This is a genomic window from Celeribacter ethanolicus, from assembly GCF_002407265.1.
Taxonomy (GTDB): domain Bacteria; phylum Pseudomonadota; class Alphaproteobacteria; order Rhodobacterales; family Rhodobacteraceae; genus Celeribacter; species Celeribacter ethanolicus.
This window is the reverse complement of the sequence record NZ_CP022196.1, coordinates 2,464,750-2,484,243: the sequence shown is the minus strand read 5'-3', so window position 1 is coordinate 2,484,243 and position 19,494 is coordinate 2,464,750. Positions and strand designations below refer to the sequence as shown.

General features: G+C 60.7%; 20 protein-coding genes and 1 pseudogene. 13 read left to right on the top strand and 8 right to left on the bottom strand.

Annotated features, from left to right (window positions below; translation table 11 throughout):
• Positions 1-17: 17 nt before the first annotated feature.
• Positions 18-1,319 (bottom strand): cytochrome c, encoded by a 1,302-nt coding sequence (locus CEW89_RS12240; protein ID WP_096806076.1) that lies wholly within the window; start codon positions 1,317-1,319, stop codon positions 18-20.
• A 399-nt stretch (positions 1,320-1,718) separates the two neighbouring features.
• Between CEW89_RS12240 and CEW89_RS21045 the strand changes: the two genes are divergently transcribed.
• Complete coding sequence (locus CEW89_RS21045) at positions 1,719-2,057, top strand: hypothetical protein (RefSeq protein WP_198403571.1); 339 nt, start codon at positions 1,719-1,721, stop codon at positions 2,055-2,057.
• A gap of 145 nt (positions 2,058-2,202) precedes the next feature.
• Here the strand turns inward: CEW89_RS21045 and CEW89_RS12235 are convergent.
• Together CEW89_RS12235 and CEW89_RS12230 are read right to left on the bottom strand one after the other, a co-directional pair.
• A pseudogene (locus CEW89_RS12235) lies at positions 2,203-2,403 on the bottom strand (integrase core domain-containing protein); the annotation flags it as partial.
• A gap of 92 nt (positions 2,404-2,495) precedes the next feature.
• Positions 2,496-3,107, bottom strand: a complete 612-nt coding sequence (locus tag CEW89_RS12230; RefSeq protein WP_066704747.1) for a cupin domain-containing protein — start codon at positions 3,105-3,107, stop codon at positions 2,496-2,498.
• A 230-nt stretch (positions 3,108-3,337) separates the two neighbouring features.
• On the opposite strand from CEW89_RS12230, the gene CEW89_RS12225 reads away from it, so the two are divergent.
• The 4 genes from CEW89_RS12225 to CEW89_RS12210 are packed head-to-tail and all read left to right on the top strand — an operon-like array spanning position 3,338 to position 6,786.
• Entirely contained in the window at positions 3,338-4,075 is a 738-nt protein-coding gene (locus CEW89_RS12225; protein WP_081423806.1) for an ABC transporter substrate-binding protein, read from the top strand.
• Positions 4,076-4,132: 57 nt separating this feature from the next.
• The gene (locus CEW89_RS12220; protein ID WP_096806075.1) at positions 4,133-4,789 is read left to right on the top strand and encodes an amino acid ABC transporter permease; all 657 of its coding nucleotides are present in this window, start codon (positions 4,133-4,135) and stop codon (positions 4,787-4,789) included.
• On the top strand, positions 4,786-5,517 hold the full coding sequence (locus CEW89_RS12215) for an amino acid ABC transporter ATP-binding protein (RefSeq protein WP_066704741.1): 732 nt from the start codon (positions 4,786-4,788) through the stop codon (positions 5,515-5,517). Before CEW89_RS12220 ends, CEW89_RS12215 begins: the two co-directional genes overlap by 4 nt.
• 12 nt (positions 5,518-5,529) lie before the next feature.
• Positions 5,530-6,786 (top strand): NAD(P)/FAD-dependent oxidoreductase, encoded by a 1,257-nt coding sequence (locus CEW89_RS12210; protein WP_096806074.1) that lies wholly within the window; start codon positions 5,530-5,532, stop codon positions 6,784-6,786.
• A gap of 435 nt (positions 6,787-7,221) precedes the next feature.
• On the opposite strand, the gene CEW89_RS12205 is transcribed toward CEW89_RS12210, so the two are convergent.
• Positions 7,222-7,674 (bottom strand): cyclophilin-like fold protein, encoded by a 453-nt coding sequence (locus CEW89_RS12205; protein ID WP_244906053.1) that lies wholly within the window; start codon positions 7,672-7,674, stop codon positions 7,222-7,224.
• 53 nt (positions 7,675-7,727) lie between these two features.
• Positions 7,728-8,930: an NAD(P)-dependent alcohol dehydrogenase gene (locus CEW89_RS12200; RefSeq protein ID WP_096806073.1), complete on the bottom strand. Its 1,203-nt coding sequence runs from the start codon at positions 8,928-8,930 to the stop codon at positions 7,728-7,730.
• 449 nt (positions 8,931-9,379) lie between these two features.
• Here CEW89_RS12200 and CEW89_RS12195 point away from each other — a divergent pair, with 449 nt between their 5' ends.
• The 5 genes from CEW89_RS12195 to CEW89_RS12175 all read left to right on the top strand — a co-directional run bounded on the left by CEW89_RS12195 (position 9,380) and on the right by CEW89_RS12175 (position 13,342).
• Positions 9,380-10,276: a LysR family transcriptional regulator gene (locus CEW89_RS12195; RefSeq protein ID WP_066704732.1), complete on the top strand. Its 897-nt coding sequence runs from the start codon at positions 9,380-9,382 to the stop codon at positions 10,274-10,276.
• Positions 10,277-10,393: 117 nt separating this feature from the next.
• Entirely contained in the window at positions 10,394-11,179 is a 786-nt protein-coding gene (locus tag CEW89_RS12190; RefSeq protein ID WP_198403417.1) for a carboxymuconolactone decarboxylase family protein, read from the top strand.
• Positions 11,180-11,206: 27 nt separating this feature from the next.
• Positions 11,207-11,845 carry an NADPH-dependent F420 reductase gene (locus tag CEW89_RS12185; RefSeq protein WP_096806071.1) on the top strand — a complete coding sequence of 213 codons (639 nt, stop codon included), beginning with the start codon at positions 11,207-11,209 and terminating at the stop codon, positions 11,843-11,845.
• A gap of 27 nt (positions 11,846-11,872) precedes the next feature.
• Positions 11,873-12,268, top strand: a complete 396-nt coding sequence (locus CEW89_RS12180) for a (R)-mandelonitrile lyase (RefSeq protein ID WP_096806070.1) — start codon at positions 11,873-11,875, stop codon at positions 12,266-12,268.
• Positions 12,269-12,481: 213 nt separating this feature from the next.
• On the top strand, positions 12,482-13,342 hold the full coding sequence (locus CEW89_RS12175) for an aldo/keto reductase (protein WP_096806069.1): 861 nt from the start codon (positions 12,482-12,484) through the stop codon (positions 13,340-13,342).
• Positions 13,343-13,528: 186 nt separating this feature from the next.
• On the opposite strand, the gene CEW89_RS12170 is transcribed toward CEW89_RS12175, so the two are convergent.
• Both CEW89_RS12170 and CEW89_RS12165 read right to left on the bottom strand, forming a co-directional pair.
• Complete coding sequence (locus tag CEW89_RS12170) at positions 13,529-13,723, bottom strand: DUF2783 domain-containing protein (RefSeq protein ID WP_155846090.1); 195 nt, start codon at positions 13,721-13,723, stop codon at positions 13,529-13,531.
• A 1-nt stretch (position 13,724) separates the two neighbouring features.
• Positions 13,725-15,365 carry an FAD-dependent monooxygenase gene (locus tag CEW89_RS12165; protein ID WP_198403416.1) on the bottom strand — a complete coding sequence of 547 codons (1,641 nt, stop codon included), beginning with the start codon at positions 15,363-15,365 and terminating at the stop codon, positions 13,725-13,727.
• 167 nt (positions 15,366-15,532) lie between these two features.
• Here CEW89_RS12165 and CEW89_RS12160 point away from each other — a divergent pair, with 167 nt between their 5' ends.
• The gene (locus CEW89_RS12160; protein WP_157779836.1) at positions 15,533-16,276 is read left to right on the top strand and encodes a response regulator transcription factor; all 744 of its coding nucleotides are present in this window, start codon (positions 15,533-15,535) and stop codon (positions 16,274-16,276) included.
• Here the strand turns inward: CEW89_RS12160 and CEW89_RS12155 are convergent.
• Positions 16,247-16,672 carry a MarR family winged helix-turn-helix transcriptional regulator gene (locus CEW89_RS12155; RefSeq protein ID WP_066704714.1) on the bottom strand — a complete coding sequence of 142 codons (426 nt, stop codon included), beginning with the start codon at positions 16,670-16,672 and terminating at the stop codon, positions 16,247-16,249. The two genes, CEW89_RS12160 and CEW89_RS12155, sit on opposite strands and share 30 nt — an antisense overlap.
• 100 nt (positions 16,673-16,772) lie before the next feature.
• Here CEW89_RS12155 and hmgA point away from each other — a divergent pair, with 100 nt between their 5' ends.
• Positions 16,773-18,143, top strand: coding sequence for a homogentisate 1,2-dioxygenase (gene hmgA / locus CEW89_RS12150; protein ID WP_096806067.1), 1,371 nt, complete (start codon positions 16,773-16,775; stop codon positions 18,141-18,143).
• Positions 18,144-18,200: 57 nt separating this feature from the next.
• On the top strand, positions 18,201-19,439 hold the full coding sequence (fahA, locus tag CEW89_RS12145) for a fumarylacetoacetase (RefSeq protein ID WP_096806066.1): 1,239 nt from the start codon (positions 18,201-18,203) through the stop codon (positions 19,437-19,439).
• Positions 19,440-19,494 lie beyond the last annotated feature (55 nt).

The window sequence follows — 19,494 nt, the reverse complement described above, 5'->3', positions numbered from 1 at the left end:
TCTTTCTCCCGATCCGTTCAATGCGCCGCTGCGCCAAGGGCGCGGATGTCGGCGACTTTCTGTTCCAGATCCGCCCAGGGTGCCTTGTCGGTGCGGGTGGACCGCAGATAGGCAGCGATGGCGGCGATTTGTTCGTCCGACATGGTAGACCCGAAAGCGGGCATGACCACGCCTTCCATGCCCTGATCGGCTTTGACGCCTTCAAGCATCACATGGATGAGGTTGGTCGGATCGTCGAGGCGCATGGCGGAGTTGATGCCCAGATCGGGGCGACCCGCGGCAATCTGTTGGCTGTTGTAGTGGCAGGACGCACAGGCGGTGGCATAGAGGCGTTCGCCCTGATTGGCGCGATAGTCCTGTTGCGGGATACCGGCCTCAAGCGATTTGATCACGGCCGGATTGGTGGCCGGGTCTTCATCGGGCGCGCCGACGATATCACCGAGATAGACGGAAATCGCCCGCAGATCGCTGTCGGGAAGTTCGCGCAGACCGGCGTGGACCACCGGCGCCATCGGGCCGGAGGCGCCACCGTGGTAGCGCGACGATCCAGTTTTGAGATAGTCGAAGAAGGCGGAGGAGGTCCAGGCCACGCCCGACGGGTTCGCGGCGGTCAGAGGCGGTGCGATCCAGTCGTCGATCGCGGCGCCGGCGTACATCTCGTCGGTTTCCTCGGCGCCGAGCGCATTGCGCGGGGTGTGGCAGGCACCACAGTGGGTCACGCCCTCGACCAGATAAGCGCCCCGGTTCCATTCCTCGGATTTCGCGGGGTCTGGCTCATAGCGGCCCTCATCGAAAAAGAGCATTTTCCAACCGGCCTGCAAAAACCGCTGGTCGAGCGGGAAGGGCAGGTCGTTGTCGCGATGCTCCTGCGCCACGGCGGGCACGGAGGACATGATATAGGCGTAAAGCGCCGAGATGTCTTCGTCGGACATTTTGGTGAAGTGATCGAAGGGCAGAGCGGGGAAAAGATGTGCGCCGCTGCGATCAAGCCCTTCGCGCATCGCGCGTTCAAAGGCCTCTTCCGACCATGCCCCGATCCCGGTTTCCCGGTCGGGCGTGATGTTGGTGGAATAGATGGTGCCGAAATCCGTCTTCATCGGATAGTTGCCCGCATAGGGCGCGCCGTCCGCGGCGGTGTGGCAGGTGGCGCAATATCCGGCGGCGGCCAGAATACGCCCCTGTTCGATCTGAGCTGGCGCAAAGCTGTCTGCGGGGGGCGTTGCAACCGGGTCGATTGCCGGATGCCATGCGTAGATCGCGAAACCGGCGATGCCCAATGCCGCGAGGGCGACACCACCGGTGAATATGCGTTTGATCATGGGGCTGAAGAACCTTTGGGTGTCTGATGTTATGGCTGTGTGACGATGAGATATAGCTTGGGAACATCTTAGTCTTTTGAGGGGCTTGATTTAGCCTGCATGTAACAAATTGCCACACCCTGCCTCAAAATAAGACTTAAGTCGGAGAAAATATGTCTCGCTTATGAGACAGAATAAGCCGTTTTGAAGTGGTCTCAGGAAATCAAACAATGAGCTAAGGTGTATCCCGGACCTTTGAAGGGGGATGAGAAAGGCGAAGCGCCGATATTTTACAGATCAATTTAAGTCCGAGGTGGCATTGGAAGCGCTGCGGGCGATAAGGCGATTAAGGAGATCGCATCGAAACATCATTTGCACCCGAACCAGGTGAGCGCTTGGGAGCGTCAAGTCCTGGAAGGCATGGCGGATGTGTTTTCTGGCGGCAAACAGAGCGGCCCGCCCGAGGCGGAGGTGAAGGAATTTCACACGAAGATCGGGAGGTTGGTGATTGAGAACGATTTTTATCCGAAGGGCTCAAGAAGTGAATCCCGAGAAGAAACGCGCGATGACCGTTCCGCACATAGTTCGACCATCATGATCGCGCAGTGCTTGCCAAAGGAATGGTATGATTACATCAACGCCCCCTTACTCGCAGATGCATTCATGGACCGGACCCGAAACCGTGCGCACCTCCTGCATCAGGCGCGCAATGTTAATAGCGTTGCGCGCTCAGGCCCTTGGAAACGGGCTGCTCAATAGTGTGAATTTTTGCAGACATTGCTGTCGCGCTGCCAGAGGCTTTGAGGGTCATAGAAGTCGAGCTCGAATGGGTCTGTTCCGTCCGACGGTCATCACCTACCCCCTGCACCTGCTGATCAAGGTTGGTTGTTTCGTTTCTCAGCCCGTAGATCACGACGGGTGGTCTGTCGCCGAGGGCTGAGTGTGGGCGTTGGTTGTTGTGAAAGGTCATCCATTTCCGGATGCCTGCCTTTGCCTCCGAGCCGGTTTCCCAGGCATGTAGGTAGACGCATTCATATTTCAGCGTCGGTCACAGCCGCTCTATGAAGATGTTGCCAAGGAACCGTCCTCTCCCATCCATGGAGATCGGTGCGGTTACGGTTTCGTGAGCACAAAGTATCTTTGTGATTTTTACGATCATCCAGAGAAGTGAACCAGCTTGCGCTTCCGGCGAATGCCTTACCAAACCGGCGGCGTCGTGACCCACATGATGCGACATGTCTCGTCACCAATGTTGCGAAATCGGTGCGGACGTTTGCTTTCAAAGTGAAAGGAGTCGCCTTCGCTGAGATGATAGGCTTTGTCCTCGACGAAAAGCTCGGCCTCGCCGCAGAGGATGACACCGCATTCTTCGCCCTCATGGGCATAGGCGTCTTCTCCCGATCCGCCGCCCGGTGCCATGATGATCTCCATCACCTGAAGTGTGCCGTCGTCATGAGCTGTCAGGAACGATTTCACCATGCCGCGATCGCCGAAGTCGACGGTCCGTCGAGAAGCGGCCCGGACGATCAGCCCTTGCTCCTGATCGGCTTCGCCATCCGTGTCGAAGAGCGAGAGGAAGGGGATGCCGATCACATCGCAGATGGCGCGCAGATTGCGGATCGAGGGAGAGGAAATCCCGCGTTCGATCTGGCTCAGAAGCCCGGTTGAGATGCCGACACCATCGGCGACGGTCTGAAGCGACAGGCGCTGATCCCGACGCGCCCGGCGCACGGCGTCGCCCAGCGAGACATCATCATGACCGCTCAGCGGGTCAGTTTTCAATTTGGCTTCCGAATCTGCGATGGACATGGCGCTTTCAGGGGGGGCTTGAAGTGGATATTGTTGTGGGTTGTTGGTAGATATTCTTCATTATTCTAAATGCATCGTGATGAAATAAGAAGATAAATCTAAGTATTTGGCAAGTTTTTTCAAAAATATGAAAACCATGAAGATTTTTCATTGAGAATGATATTTTCTTCAATATGGTGAAGAAAGTTCAAATGCGTCTGAAGGCGCGCTTAATAACAGGGATAAATCTGATGAAACTTCGCTCGCTTGCTCTCGCCAGCACTCTGGCCCTTTCCGCGCTGTCCGCTCAGGCGGATGAGCTGACCGTTGGGGTGACCACCACCGGCGTGCCTTTCACCTTCGTTGATACGGCGACCCAGAAGCCGACCGGTGCCATGGTTGATCTGGCCGCCGCGATCGCAGAGGATCTCGGAGATACGCCCGAATTCGCGATCAACCAGTTTTCGGCCCTGATCCCGGCGCTCGAAACCGGAAAGATCGACGTGATTTCGGCGGGCATGCTCGCCACCGACAAGCGCAAGGAAGTCGTGGATTTCTCGGATACGGTTTACAGCTATGGCGACGGCATGTTCGTGGCCGCCGATGACGATACCGCCTATCAACTCGACGATCTGGCCGGCGAAATCGTCGGCGCCCAGATCGGTACGACCTTTGCCGACAAGCTTCAGGCCAAAGGTATTTTCAAAGAGGTCAAGCTCTATGACAGCCTCGTCGACATCATGCGCGACGTGAAGCTGGGTCGGATCAAGGCGGGTTTTGGCGATCTGCCGATCATCGCCTATCAGGTGGGCCAAAATCCGGCGCTCGGTGTGAAGCTGGTCGAGGGCTATGAGCCGATGGGGATCGGCGATGTCGCACTGGCTGTGTCCAAGGAAAACCCGGAGCTTCTGGCCGAGGTCAATGCCTCGATTGCCGCGATGAAGGAAAGCGGTGAGCTTGCCGAGATTTTTGCCAAATACGGCCTCTGATCCGAAATTGGCCCGGCGCTCGAACCGCCGGGCGTCCCCCATCGACAGGAGGCAATCATGTCGCCCCTTTCCGAGCGGATTCAGGAGTACCTGCCGCTTTTGCTGACCGGTCTCTGGCGCACGGTCGCGGTCTCTCTGCTTGCGCTTTTCCTCGCCACGGCCCTCGGGCTTCTCTGGGCCATGATGCGCACGTCGCGCAATATCTGGCTTGAACGTCCTGCGCGCTATATCGTTGAATTCCTGCGTGGCATTCCGATCCTTGTGGTGCTCTTCTATATCTATTTCGTGATGCCGGACATGGGCATCGACCTGACCGCTTTTCAGGCCGGGATCATCGGCCTCGGCCTGATCTATTCGTGCTACATCGGCGAAACCTTTCGCGGCGGGATCGAGGCGGTGGACCGCGGGCAGGTCGAAGCCGCGAAATCCATCGGCATGCGCCATGGCAAAATGATGCGGCGGATCATCCTGCCGCAGGCTGTGCGGATTTCGCTGCCGCCCTATGGCAACAACATGGTGATGCTGCTCAAGGACAGCTCGCAGGTCTCGGTGATTTCGGTCGCTGAGCTGACGATGCAGGGCAAAATGCTCGCCTCCTCGACCTTTGACAATATGACCGTCTTTACCATGGTTGCAGCGCTTTATCTGTGCCTGACCATTCCGCTCAACATCGTGATGCGACGTGTCGAATTGAAAATGGGGAAATCGCGATGATCCGTTTCGAGAACATCCATAAATCCTACGGTCATCACGAGGTGCTCAAGGGCATTGATGCCGAGGTCGAAAAGGGCCAGGTCGTCTGCCTGATCGGGGCCTCCGGGTCCGGAAAATCCACACTCCTGCGCTGTGTGAACGGGCTGGAGGATTATCAGTCCGGCGGGATTTTCGTGGACGAGCAAAAGGTCGACGCCCATGCGCGTTCCATTCACGACATTCGCACCCGCGTGGCGATGGTGTTTCAGCGCTTCAACCTGTTTCCACATATGACCGCGCTTGAAAATGTCATGGAGGGCCCGGTTCAGGTGCTGCGCGAAAACAAGGACGAGGTGCGCGTGCGTGCTGAAGAACACCTGCGCCGCGTTGGGCTCGCCGACAAGATGGATTTCTACCCCTCGGCGCTTTCCGGGGGTCAGCAACAACGTGTCGCCATCGCACGTGCGCTCGCGATGCGGCCCGAGGCGATCCTCTTGGATGAACCGACCTCCGCGCTCGACCCTGAAATGGTCGGTGAGGTTCTGACCGTTCTGCGCGATCTGGCGGAAGAGCACATGACCATGCTGATCGTCACCCACGAGATCCAGTTCGCGCGTGAAGTGGCCAACAACGTCTTCTTTCTCGACAGCGGACGGATCGCGGAGCAGGGCACGGCAGAAGAGGTCCTGACCCGGCCCCAAAACGAACGAACACAGGAATTCCTGCGTCGTGTCAGCCACCTCATGTGATCGGAGAAGATCATGCGCTTTCAATCCATCTGGGCCGCAACCGCCCCGGAGGTCCCTGAGTTTCCGTCGCTGTCCGACAGCCTTCAAACCGATGTTCTGGTGATCGGTGGCGGGTTTCAGGGGCTGTCGACCGCACTACACCTCGCTGAAGCGGGGGTAGATGTTGCACTTCTTGAGGCACAGGAGCCCGGCTTCGGCGCCTCCGGGCGCAATGGTGGGCAGGTGATTCCGGGGCTCAAGGACGATCCCGACGCGATGGACCGTCTCTGGGGGGAAGCGGCGACCGACTTCGCGGGAAGCACTGCGGATGTGTTGTTCGATTTGGTCGAGCGGCTGGGGTTGGACTGTGAGGCCTCGCGCTCGGGTTGGATTCAGGCTGGAGCGAAACAGGTGCATCTTGCCGGGTTGCAGTCCCGCATGCGCCAGTGGGAGGCGCGCGGTGCGCCTGTGGCCTGGCTCGACCCTGCGGCGATGCTGCGCGAGACCGGGTCCGACATATTCGCAGGCGGCTGGATCGACCGGCGCGCGGGCAAGGTCCATCCGCTGAAATACGCGCGCGCACTGGCGCGGGCGGCCGAGGCGGCGGGGGCCAGGATTTTTGCGCAAACCCCGGTGGTAGGGCTCAAGCGCACAGACGGAAAGTGGCGGGCGACTTTGCCGTCAGGGGCCGTTGTGAGTGCCGAGCGCGTGGTGCTTGCCACCAATGTCTACACGCCACGCGGCCTGAGCCGCGATGTCAAACGTGCAACGGTGCCTGCCAACAGTTTTCAGATCGCGACCAAACCGCTCAGCCGTGCACAACTCGATCGTATCCTGCCGAACGGCGTCGTGGTGTCAGAGGCCCGTCGGGTCGGGACCTATTTCCGAATTGGACCGGGCAATCGTCTCATGCTCGGAGGGCGGGGGCAGTTTTCCGATCCGACCCACGCGGAAGATTTCCGCCGGATCGTTGCGGAGCTGAATGCGATCTTTGGCACGGGGTTCGATATTGAATACCGTTGGTTCGGTCGCGTGGGCATGACGGCGGATCACCGCATCCGTGTGTGCGAACCCGCGCCTGGATTGATGCTTGCGACGGGGTTCAACGGGCGCGGCGTGGCGCTCGCAACGGCTCTGGGAAAAGCTTTCGCGGCGCATCTTGCGCTGGGCACCGACATGCCGGTTCCGGTTTCCCGCTCGGTGAAGGCAATGCCATTTCATGCCCTGCATCCGCTCTACGGGACACTCGCGATCCACTATTACCGTATGCGCGACCACCTCGACCGATGAGGGTCCACATGGGGTGAACATCGGCGCCGAATGTCGGAATCTCGCCGAAGTTTGCGTCACGGCGTCGGAGCGAAGGCGCTCCAGACACGTAGCAACACCACAGGAATGGCCGGGCCGGTTTCACACCTTCACACCGGCCGATACTTAGGCCTACGCAGCATCGGCATGCCGGCAAGCCTCCGCATCGTCACTCCGCGCATCTGTCGAGCGCCTGTAACAGGTGCTCGATCTGATCGAGAAGCGCTTCGATATTGTCGCGGCCGATTTTTACCTCAATCTCGGCGTAGATCCGGGCGCTCTAAGGGGAAACAGTGATCTGGTGCCATGCGCTGCCCGTTGTTTCAGGGGCAAGTCTCTGCCTCTCCGCTCAGAGCGCGTGTTGAGATGGGCTTGCCGGTCACCGCCGTGTCCGGCGGATACCGTCGCGATGGGTCCTCATTCGGCGATTTCGATCCGCACCGGTGTGTCGCCGGCCTTCAGAAGCGGCGCAAGCGATCCGTCAAACGCCCCAAGCCGCACAAGCCCGTTCGATTTTCGAAACGGTTTGTAAAAGATCGCAAGATTGCCCCAGGGCGCATAAAGCGTGATGTCCCCGGTTTCGGGTTTATAGGCGGCTGGCGCGCCGGTGGTATCGAGCTTGCGTGGCAGGTCGGCGATCTTTTCGGTGTCGTGGTAATCCGTCAGTTCCAGCTCAAGCGGCAGCATAGCGGCGAAATCCCGCCCGGCGGTGGTGTCATCGAGCGTGGCGGTGAGAACCTCTGAGCCGAAGGTGAACTGGATTTTTGTCATCATGCTGTCTTTCTGGTGTAGCGTCTCGGAGCTGTCCGCGACCGCTGGAGCGGTCAAAGCGAGGCTGAGCAGAGTGGCGCGGAGGAGGGGGGTGAACATCTCTTGGACTCCGTGAGGGGTAGGACGGGCGCAAGGACCCGTCCCGAATGGCATCAGGCCGCGGTCATGTCGATGACATAGCGGTAGCGGGCCTCTTTGTTGACGACCTTTTCACAGGCCTCGCCGATCTGATCCGGGGTGATCATCTCATAAGACGCGGCCACGCCATGGGCGGCGGCAAAGTCGATCACCGCCTGCGTTTCCGCAATGCCACCGGTCATGGAGCCGGCAAGGCTCTGGCGGTTGAAGGCCATCATCATGCCCTGAGCGCCTTGGACTTCGAACAGCGCACCGACGTTGACCAGCGTCTTGTCGAGTTTCAGCATGTTGAGGAAGGGCTGCATCTCATAGGCCACAGGCACGGTGGAGATCATCAGATCAAAGCTCATCGCCTGTTTCGCAAGCGCCTCTTCGTCGGACCAGAGATAGGCCTCGGCGGCACCGAAAGCCTTGGCATCGGCGATCTTGTCCTCGGAGGTGGTGAAGACCACAACTTCGGCGCCTTTCGCGACGGCGAGTTTCACGGCGAGGTGGCCCAGACCGCCCATACCGATCACGCCATAGCGCTGACCCGGTTTCAGATCCCAGTGGTTGATCGGCGAAAAGGTGGTGATGCCCGCACAGAGGAGCGGCGCAAACCCTGCGAGGTCCACCCCCGGCGGGATGCGCAGGGCGAACTCTTCCTTGACAACGATCTTCTTGGAGTAACCGCCCTGGGTCAGACCACCGGAGATTTTATCCTCGGAGCCATAGGTGAAGGTCGTGCCGTTGAGACAGTTCTGTTCCCGGTCGGCGACACAGTTGGCGCAGGTGCCACAGCTATCCACCATGGTGCCGACACCGGCGTAATCGCCCTCGCGGAACTTGATCACATCTGCACCGATGGCCACAACGCGACCGACCATCTCATGGCCCGGCACCAGCGGATAGACCTGCGGGCCCCAGTCGCCCTTGTAGGTGTGAATGTCGGAGTGACAGATCGAGCTGTACATGATCTCGACCACCACGTCCTTCGGCCCTGCGGCGCGACGGGTGATGGTGTGGGGCGCAAAGGCGCCATCGGTGTCGAAGGCGGCCCAGGATTGCACCTGGCTCTCAGCGAGCGCGTTGACGTCTTGGGCCCGGGCAGTCCCGGCAAACCCGGCTGCAGCCAGCGGTGCGGCCACGGCGGCGGCCGCACCGGCGGTCAGAAAGCCGCGACGGCTCTCGCCCTCGCGTGTCAGGAATTCGGGGGAGGTGTTACAGGCGTCGCACATGGTCTCTTTGGCATCCTCTTTGGGAAGGGGCAAACATCTGCAGATATGATGGCGCAAAATGTGGCGAGGATAATCGCCATTCCATGCAATGCATTCATGAGGGCTCATCATGAATGGTCTGAGAGAACGGGGCATGATCCCGATGACCTGCCCGTCTAGCATGACAGGTGTTCTTTCAGGGAAGGCAAAGACATGATTCCACGTCGTTTTCTGATTGAAAAGTTGGTTCCGGGAATGACGCTGGCCCTGCCTTCTCCGTGTGGCGGGCGATCCGGTGTGCCAGCGGCCTTCCAGGGCGAGAGCCTCATGCGCGTTGGAGGATCGTCGCGTGAAACGCGGGCCATGAAATATGCGCCACATGCGCCGCAAACCCTTCGACTTCATGAAGCAGGGCCATATATCATGAGGGAAACCGTTTGATCATACAGTTCCAACCTCCGGCTTCCCTCATGATACGCGAGAATATCAACGACCTCATCGCCTTCGCCGCCGTGGCCGAAGAACGCAGTTTTACCAAGGCAGCGGCTCGTCTCAACGTGTCTCAATCGGCGTTGAGCCATACGATCAAGGGGCTGGAACAACGCCTCGGGCTCAGGCTCTTGACCCGCACGACCCGCACTGTGGCGCCGACGCTGGAAGGGGAGGATTTGCTGGCCACCCTCAATCCCTGTTTCGAGAAGATCGAAAGCCGGTTGCAGGCGCTCAACGATTCTCAGGACACGCCCACCGGCACCGTGCGGATCGTGGCCGTGGAATATGCCATCGAGAGCATTCTCTGGCCGAAACTCTCGCCGGTGCTCAAGCAATACCCGTCGGTCAATGTCGAGTTCGTCATGGATTACGGCTACACCGATCTGGCCGCCTCGCAATGTGACGCCGGTGTGCGCTATGGCGATCAGGTCAGCGATGGGATGATCGCTATGCGGATCGGGCCGGACGAGCGGATGATCTGTGTCGGCGCGCCGGAATATTTCGAGGCGCTGGGCACGCCGGAGGTGCCGCAGGATCTGGTCGATCACCGCTGCATCAACCTGCGGCTCTCGACTCACGGTGCGCTCTATGCCTGGGAGTTCGAGGACAAGGACGGGCAGGAGATCAACGTCAAGGTCAAGGGGCAGGCCTGTTTCAACACCGTCAACCCGGTGCTTCAGGCGGCGATTGACGGGCATGGGCTGGCGCTCATCCCGGAACGTCTGGCGCAGCCGCATCTCGACAGTGGCGCGCTCCGCATGTGCCTTGAGGACTATTGCCCGTATTTCCCGGGGTTTCACCTCTATTACCCAAGCCGCCAGAGGCCGTCCACGGCCTTCACCGTGGTCTTGGACGCGCTCAGGGAGCGGGCCTGAAATCGGCCTGAAAGAGATTGATGAAAACGGCTCATGAGTGGGGTGATGTGAGGCGGCATTAATCTCTCCGGGAAAGGCGCCAAATCTATGGGAGACACAGACAACAGGAGTTCCCCCATGACCTCGCCGAAGACCTCCCTGAGAAAGACCCCGATTGCCGCCTCCGCCTTTGCCCTCGTGACCAGCGCGGCACTCGCTCAGGATGTGCGCGAGACTGTGCCTGCTTCAGTTGCCCAAGTCGCCCCGGCGCTTGAGGCCTATACGAGCGAAGTGATCCTCGGCTCCGAGTGGAACAATGAGGCCATGTCCGTGCGCGACCGTGCGCTTGTGACCTTTGCCGCCCTCATGACCCGCCATGAGACCGAAAACCTCGCAAGCTATGTGGCGCTGGCCCTGGACGCCGGTGTGACGCCTGCGGAACTGTCGGAGACGATCACCCATCTGGCCTTCTACACCGGTCTTGGCAACGCCACCGCCGCCGCCGAGGCTGCCGCGCCCGTGTTCGAATCCCGTGGCATCGCGCCCGAGAGCCTGCCGGGCGCCGAGGTCGAATTTCTGCCGCTGAACCAAGAGGCCGAGGACGCGCGCGAGGCGCTTGTCAGCGGGCTTTACAGCGATGTCAGCATCGGCGTGGTGGACAACACCCGCGACGTGCTGTTCCGTGATCTCTGGCTCCGCCCGGACCTCGCGCCGCGTGACCGCAGCCTCGTCACCGTCGCCGCCCTCATCGCCGCCGGTCAGCCGGAGCAGATGACATTCCACCTCAACCGAGCCATGGACAATGGTTTGACCCAAGAGGAAGCCGGCGCCATGCTGTCGCATCTCGCCTTCTACGCGGGCTGGCCGAAGGTCTTCTCGGCCATGCCGGTCGCGAAAGAGGTGTTTGAGAACCGCGCAGAGTAAACTGAGGCGATGAAAGGAGAGCTTGGCATGAAAATCGGCATTCTGGGATCGGGTCTCATGGGCGGCAAACTGGGTCGCATCTGGGCCGAGGCGGGGCACGACGTGACCTTTTCCTACGCCAGGGATCGTGCGAAGCTCGACCGGCTCGCAGGCGAGGTCGGCGCCTCTGCGGGCAGCGTGGCCGAGGCCATCGAGGAGGCCGACGCGGTGCTTTTGGCGGTGCATTGGTCGCGCCGCGCCGATGTTTTGGAGCAGGCGGGCGATCTGGCGGGCATGGTTGTGCTGAACTGCTCCCTGCCTTTGAACGACAGCGATTCCGCTCTGGTCGTCGGCACCACCTCGTCTGGCGCCGAAGAGCTGGCGAAACTGCGGCCTCACGCCCGTTGGGTGTCGTGTTTCAACACCAACCCGTCGGAAAGCTTTTATCCTGTCTTTGCCCGAAAGGGGCAGGCGCCTGCCCCGCAGGTCATGACCTATGGCGACGACGCGGGTGCCAAGGAGATCGCGTTCGGGCTGATCCGCGATGTCGGTTTTGAGCCGTTGGACTGCGGCGGCCTGCACAACGCCCGCTTCATCGAACCCTTCGCCATGGCGACCGTGGAATTGGCTTATGTTCAACCCGGCGGCCCGGCGCTGACCTATCGTTTCGACAAATTGCGCGGCTGATCCCGCGTTTCTGAAAGGAGTATCCCCATGAAAATCATCCGTTCCGGCAGCATCCCCTCCATGGCCGGTCCCGAAGATTGGTTCACCGGCACCGTGCGTGTCGATCCGATGTTCCAGGCCGAAGAGCCGGGCCGCGTCGGTGGCTCGCATGTGACCTTCGAGCCGGGGGCGCGCACCGCATGGCACACGCACCCCGCAGGGCAGACCATCATCATCACATTCGGTCGAGGTCGCGTTCAGCGCGAAGGCGGGGCGGTCGAAGAGGTCAGCGCCGGTGATGTCGTCTGGTTCCCGGCTGGCGAGAAACATTGGCATGGGGCCGCACCCGAGACCGCCATGAGCCACTATGCGATCCAAGAGACCGTCGATGGCTCCGCCGTGACCTGGATGGAGAAGGTCGCGGACGAAGATTACAACGGCTGACCTTAGATTTGAGCAAAATGGAGTCACTCATGATTTTGAGTCATGAGTGACATCTATTTTGCCCAGATTATAATAGCTCACGCTTTGGCCTAGATTGAGCACATCAAGATGACACCGGCTGTTCGATGTCCCGTCTGGGACAGATGGAAACAGCCCCGTTTGCCCCGTTTGCCCAGTTCGGCAAACGGCCAAACGCAAAGAAAGGAAGATCTCATGATCCTTCAAGAGACATTCACCCTCTCCAATGGCGTCGAAGTCCCGAAACTCGGCCTCGGCACCTGGATGATTGACGACGACAAAGTGGCCGAGTCCGTGAAGACCGCCATCAAACTCGGCTACCGCCACATCGACACCGCACAGGCCTATGGCAACGAACGCGGCGTGGGCGAGGGCCTGCGCGATTGCGGCGTGGCCCGCGAAGAGCTGTTCCTGCAAACCAAACTGGATGCGGGCATCAAGGATTACGAGGGCGCGAAAGCCGCGATCCAGGGCTCGCTCGATCTCCTGGGCGTCGATTACATCGACCTGATGATCATTCACAGCCCGACGCCTTGGGAAAACTTCGGGGGCGAAGATCGCTTCTTCGAGGGCAACCTGGCCGCCTGGACCGCGCTGGAAGAGTTCTACAAAGCGGGCAAAATCCGCGCCATCGGCGTGTCGAACCACGAGAAAGCCGATCTCGACAACCTGATCGACAACGGCACCGTGGCCCCGATGGTCAACCAGGTGCTGGCCCACGTGACCAACACGCCCTTCGAACTGATCGACTATTGCCAGAGCAAAAACATCCTCGTCGAAGCCTATTCCCCGATGGGCCACGGCGAACTGATGAAAAACACCGAAGTGCAGGCCATGGCCGACACATACGGTGTGAGCCTGCCGCAACTGGCGATCCGCTACTGTCTGCAAATGGGTCTGCTGCCGCTGCCGAAAACCGCGACGCCTGCCCACATGGAAAGCAACGCCGCCGTCGATTTCGAAATCTCCGCCGAGGACATGGACGCCCTCAAAGCCATGGAGAAAATCAAGGACTACGGCGACGCCAGCATGTTCCCGGTCTACGCCGGCGTGTAAGCGGATAGGATCCGTTTCGCCGTGAATATTCGGCGGACGTGACATTTTGCGGACGTCGATCCTTCAGCGCCTGCTGGCCGAGCAAAGCATCGGCCAGCAGGCATTTTGGTTTGACGTTTTCGGCCCGTTGTTCCGGGGATCGTTTCCCGGGCAGAGAGCGAGATATATATTAGGTATATTAGGCAATCACGGTTTCAGCGTTTCAACCGTCAGATGCGCCGAGGCTTCCTTGATGCGGGCCAGAACCGGCGCTGCCGTCCCGATGTCCTGAGCGAGAAGCAGCGCGAGCTTCGAGAGAAACAGCGCGCTTTTCTCCGGGCCGACGCGGTCGATGTCCTCCGCGAGAGCTTCGTAAACGGTTTCCAGATCTGCGGGGGTCATCTCAGCGCTCCTGTGTCTCGGTGAGGCGGGAAAAGGCGTCGCAAACATTTTGCGCCTCGGCAGTGTACCAGCGGGCCGCGATATGCAGGTCGGGCCGGATCAGATAGGCCGATCCGGACGTGGCGCCGAAACGGGAGGCGAGCGTGGACGGATAGGGCAAGGTCACCACCGATATCCCCTCGGGCGCCTGTGTGCGGACCTGTTTGGACAAATCCTCCTGTGTGTCCTCGAAACACAACAGGGTGAAACCCGCCCCGAAACGGTCGGAGAGAAACCCGCTCTCCATCCGCATCTCCGGCACATGGGCACCGGGGAGCGGGCCGTCGGAAAAGCGCGGGTCGTCCGGCAGGGTCGCGGGGCTGTCGTGATAGCTGTAGGCCGTCATTTGCCGGGGATTGGCAAGGTTGCCCGCAAACGGGTGGTCGAGGGCCAGAGACAGGGCGGCATCGCGCATGAGCCGCCAGCCATGCGTGGAGGGTGTCATGAACCGCGCGCTTTTCGCAGCATTGTCAAAAACGTCGAGTGTCGCGCCGCGGCGTTCCGGCGAATAACTGTCGAGCAGCGCCTCTCCCGCGCGCCCCGTCAGCACCCAACCCAGTTTCCAGCCGATATTGGCGGCATCTGCGAGCCCGTTGTTGAGGCCGCGCACGCCGAAGATCGGCACGATATGCGCGCTGTCCCCGACAAAGAACACCCGCCCGTCACGATAATCGTCGAGCGCCAGCGTGTTGGCAGAATAGACGCTCCACCATTCAAGCTCCCAAGGCCCCTTGTGGCCGATGTCGTCGAGCACGGCCTGGACACTGATGCGGACATTGTCCTCCCGGATCGCCTCGCTTTCGTCTTCGTCATCGCGCAACTGGTAATCAATGCGCCAGATATTATCCGGCTGGCGGTGAATGAGTACCGTGCCGCCGGGGCGGCTCTCCGGGTCGAACAGGGCGCGCCGGATCGTCGGATAATCGTGCTCCATCTGCACATCCGCGATTACATAGCGGCCTTCGAAATTCTGCCCCTGAAGCCGTTTGCCACGCAGTTTGCGCACCGGGCTGCGGGCACCATCACAGGCCAGACACCAGTCGGTGTCGATCTCGTAACTGCCGTTGGGGTCGGTGATTGCAAGACGCAATCCGGTGGCGGTGTCGCGCAGGCCGGTCACTTCGCTCTGCCAGCGGATGTCGATCAGAGGGCTGGCTGCGACCGCCTGCCAGAGATAGGCCTCGATATATTGCTGTTGCAGGTTGTACATCGGGCGGAACTTCTCTTCCGCGCTGTCCGGCATCTCGAATTCGAGGATTTGCCGCCCTTGGTAGAAAGACCGTCCGGTGGTCCAGCCCAGCGATTTTTCCAAAAACGGCGCCACCACGCCCAGACGGTCGAGAATGGCAAAGCTCGGTCGGGCGATGCAGATGGCGCGGCTGCCGTCGTTGAACGTCGCCTTGTTGTCGAACAGCACGGATGCCACGCCTTCATGCGCCAGCGCCAGCGCGGCCGTCATGCCAACCGGGCCCGCACCGACGATGGCCACCCGGGCGGGGTCACTCAACGTCTGACGCGCTTGCGGGGCGTCAAAATGTGGATAGCTGAAATAAAGCGAGTCGGTCTCGGCCCGTCCCTGAGGTCTCACTACGGCTCCTCCCATGGTTCGAAGTGGAACGGGCAGGATAGGGGGAGCGGGGGGACGGGTCTGTCCCCCGCAACAAGGGACACCAGGCGCAATGCGGGTGTTCCGGGGACATTCTGGACATAAGGGCCGATCCGGGGCATCCCTTGGGGCAGGGATCGCACGAGGACACGGAGGGCGCACAGGTGAGCAATGTGTTGACCATGGTCGAGGCCTGTCTCGACGCCTGTGGCTCGGAGCGTTTCGGACAGGTGTTTTCAGAACTGGCGGAGCAAAGCGGTGCTCGACAGGTTATGATTTTCGATCTGAGCGGGTCGCAGGCCTGTTGCCTGTTGTCCCGCAATTTTTCCCGCGAACGCTTGGGCGAGGTGCTGGCCGAGGCTTATCTGGAGGGCGGGTTCCGGGAGGATCCCTTATTGCCAGTGCTGACCGCACTGTCGCCGGGACAGCGCAAACTGGTGCACGTTCGGGTGCGGGACAGCGATATGTCCGAAAGCTATCGTCAGAGGTTTTTCAGCACACCGGGCCTGTCCGGCAAGCTGGCGGTTCTCGCTGTCGGTGAGGAGCGTCGGATCATCGTCAATTTCTACCTTGCTGCGCAGGGGGAGGGCGGCGGGCCGGAGGCGGCTCTGGCATCTTTGGCCGCAAAAATCGCGCTGATGCATTTCGAAGGGCTGTCACGCACCGGTCCGCCACCGGCCCTCGATGTGCTCAGCGCCCGCGAGCGTCAGGTCTGTCTCGGGATGCTCGACGGCAAAAAGGCGGAGCTGATCGCGCTCGAACTGTCCGTGTCGCCGGAGACGATCGCCACCTATCGCAAGCGCGCCTATGCCAAGCTGGGGATTTCGTCGAAAGGTGCCCTGTTCGCACTCTGTCGGCAGGGGGCTGCGGTGCGCGGCTCAGGCGAGCGCCATGAGCAGACGCTTTAAGTGCTTCATGTCCTCCGGGCCGAGCCGGGTGGCCAATGCGGTTTCGTAATCTGCGGCGGCAGCGGTCAGGACGTTGAACGCGTCCTGACCTGCCGGGCGCAGGGTCAGCCGTTCCATGCGCCGGTCTTCATGGCTGACCTCACGTCCGAGAAAACGCTTTTGTTCAAGCGCGCGCACGGCGCGAGAAACCTTGGTTTTGTGAATGCTGGCGCGTATGGAAATTTCTTTCGCTGTCATTGCGCCGTAGCGCCCGAGATGAAACAGCACCCGCCATTCGGTTTGCAGCATGCCGTAGAGGTTTTTGTAGGTATTTGAAAAAACACGACTTTGCTGTTCTGCTGCCTGGTTGAGCAGATAGGGCGTAAAGACTGAAAGCTCGAAATCCTCGCGGTTCACTTTTCTCTCCCGATACAAAAATCACCCTTGTTAGTTACAAAAGCAACTATCAACATGTCAATAATCAGACAGGACAGATCAGACTGGGAGGGCTTTCTGAATGAACGATATGAGCACGATCTCGGGGCTGACCCGCGCCGTTGGGATTTCCACAGCGCACGAAGGCTACATGCCTGGCTTTGGCAATGATTTCGAAACCGAGGCGCTTCCCGGGGCTCTGCCTCAGGGAATGAACAGCCCGCAGAAATGTGCCTACGGCCTTTACGGCGAACAATTGTCCGGTACGGCCTTTACGGCGCCGAGTCATCAGAACGAGCGGACGTGGTGTTATCGCATCCGGCCTTCGGTCAAACACTCGCATCGCTATGAAAAGATCGACCTGCCGCTTTGGGCGTCCGCACCCTGTGTCGATCCCGATGTGATCAGCCTGGGTCAGTACCGCTGGGACCCGGTGCCGCATTCGGACGCGCCGCTGACCTGGCTGACAGGCATGCGCACGATGACCACGGCGGGGGATGTCTATACTCAGGTCGGCATGGCGACGCATATCTACCTGGTGACCGAATCCATGGTGGATGCCTATTTCTACTCCGCCGACAGCGAGCTTCTGGTGGTGCCGCAGGAAGGGCGTCTGCGGTTCTGCACCGAGCTGGGGGTCATCGACCTCGAACCCAAGGAAATCGCGATTCTGCCGCGCGGTCTTGTCTACCGTGTCGAGCTTCTGGACGGTCCGGCGCGGGGCTTTGTCTGTGAGAATTACGGCCAGAAATTCGAACTGCCGGGGCGCGGGCCGATCGGGGCCAATTGCATGGCCAACCGCCGCGATTTCAAGACGCCGGTGGCCGCTTTCGAGGATCGCGAGACGCCCTCGACCGTGACAATCAAATGGCAGGGCCAGTTCCATGAGACCAAGATCGGGCATTCGCCGCTCGATGTGGTGGCCTGGCACGGCAATTATGCGCCGGTGAAATACGATCTGCGGACCTATTGCCCGGTCGGCTCGATCCTGTTCGATCACCCCGACCCGTCGATTTTCACCGTGCTGACCGCGCCGTCTGGCGTGCCGGGGACCGCGAACATCGACTTCGTGCTGTTCCGCGAGCGCTGGATGACGATGGAAAACACCTTCCGTCCGCCGTGGTACCACAAGAACGTGATGTCCGAACTGATGGGCAACATCTACGGCGAATATGATGCCAAGCCGCAGGGTTTCGTGCCGGGCGGGCTGAGCCTCCACAACATGATGCTGCCGCATGGGCCGGACAACGATGCCTTCGAGAAGGCGACATTCGCCGATCTCGCACCCGAGAAGCTCGACAACACCATGTCCTTCATGTTCGAGACCCGTTTCCCGCAGCACCTGACACGGTTCGCCGCGACAGAGGCCCCGCTTCAGGACGATTACATCGACTGCTGGGACAGCCTGAAGAAACGCTTTGACGGGACGCCGGAAGGCAACTGGGAGAAATGAAGCGGAGGGCGGCGGCGGTTTGCCGGCGTCCTGACCACAAGAAGGAAGGGAGGAGACATGAGTCTCATCAGAAGCTGGGTCGAGAGCGCAAACGACCCGGAATGCGATTTTCCGCTGAACAATCTGCCCTATGGCGTGTTCGATGCCGGGCAGGGCCCGCGTATGGGCGTGGCCATCGGGGCCTTCGTGCTCGATGTGGTGCAGGTGGATCACGGGCTCGACCCGTCCTTGTTTGCGGCACCGTCCTGGAACGCGGTCATGGCCGCCGGTCCCGAGGTCTGGGCTGCACTCAGGGCCCGTTTGACGGAGCTTCTGGCCGGTGAAGCCCATCGCACCGCCGTGGAGCCGCATCTCGTGCCGTTGGAGACGGTGCAAATGCGTATGCCCTTTGCCGTGACCGAGTACACCGATTTCTACGCCTCGAAAAACCATGCGGTGAATGTCGGCACCATGTTCCGCGGCGCGGAAAACGCCCTGCCGCCGAACTGGCTGTCGATCCCGATCGGCTACAACGGGCGGGCGTCTTCGGTCGTGGTGTCGGGCACGCCGGTGCAGCGCCCGCTGGGCCAGCTCAAGGCACCGGATCAGGACCTGCCGGTCTTCGCGCCCTGCCAACGTTTCGATCTGGAACTGGAAATGGGGGCCATCGTCGGTCAACCGTCTTCCGGCATGGTCTCCGTCGCCGAGGCCGACGACATGATTTTCGGCTATGTCCTTTTGAACGACTGGTCGGCGCGCGACATTCAGGCCTGGGAATACCAGCCTCTGGGGCCGTTCCAGGCCAAGGCCACCGCGACCACCATCAGCCCCTGGATCGTCACGAAAGCCGCGCTGGAGCCGTTCCGCCGCCCGACGCCGGAACGTGAACGCCCGTTGTTGCCCTATCTCGCCGAACCGGGGCCGATGCTTTACGACATCGACCTCTCTGTGGGGCTCGCCCCCGAGGGCAAGGCCGAGACTGTGATCGCCCGGACCAATTACACCCATATGTATTATTCGGCGGCGCAACAGCTTTGTCATCACACCACCTCGGGCTGTCCGATGCGGGTGGGTGATCTCTTGGGGTCGGGCACGATTTCGGGAACCACGCCGGATAGCCGCGGCTCGCTTCTGGAGCTGAGCTGGGGCGGCAAGGAGCCTCTGACGCTCGACACGGGCGAACCCCGGAGCTTTCTGGAAGATGGCGACAGGCTGACGCTCTATGGCGCGGCGAAAGGCGATGGCTATCGCATCGGCTTCGGGGCCTGTTCCGGCACGGTGCGTCCGGCCGCAGCGGCCGAATTGCCGACGGCCTGACGACCGATTTCCTCATGGCGCTCCGGATGGTCCGGAGGCCATGGTTCTGAAAACA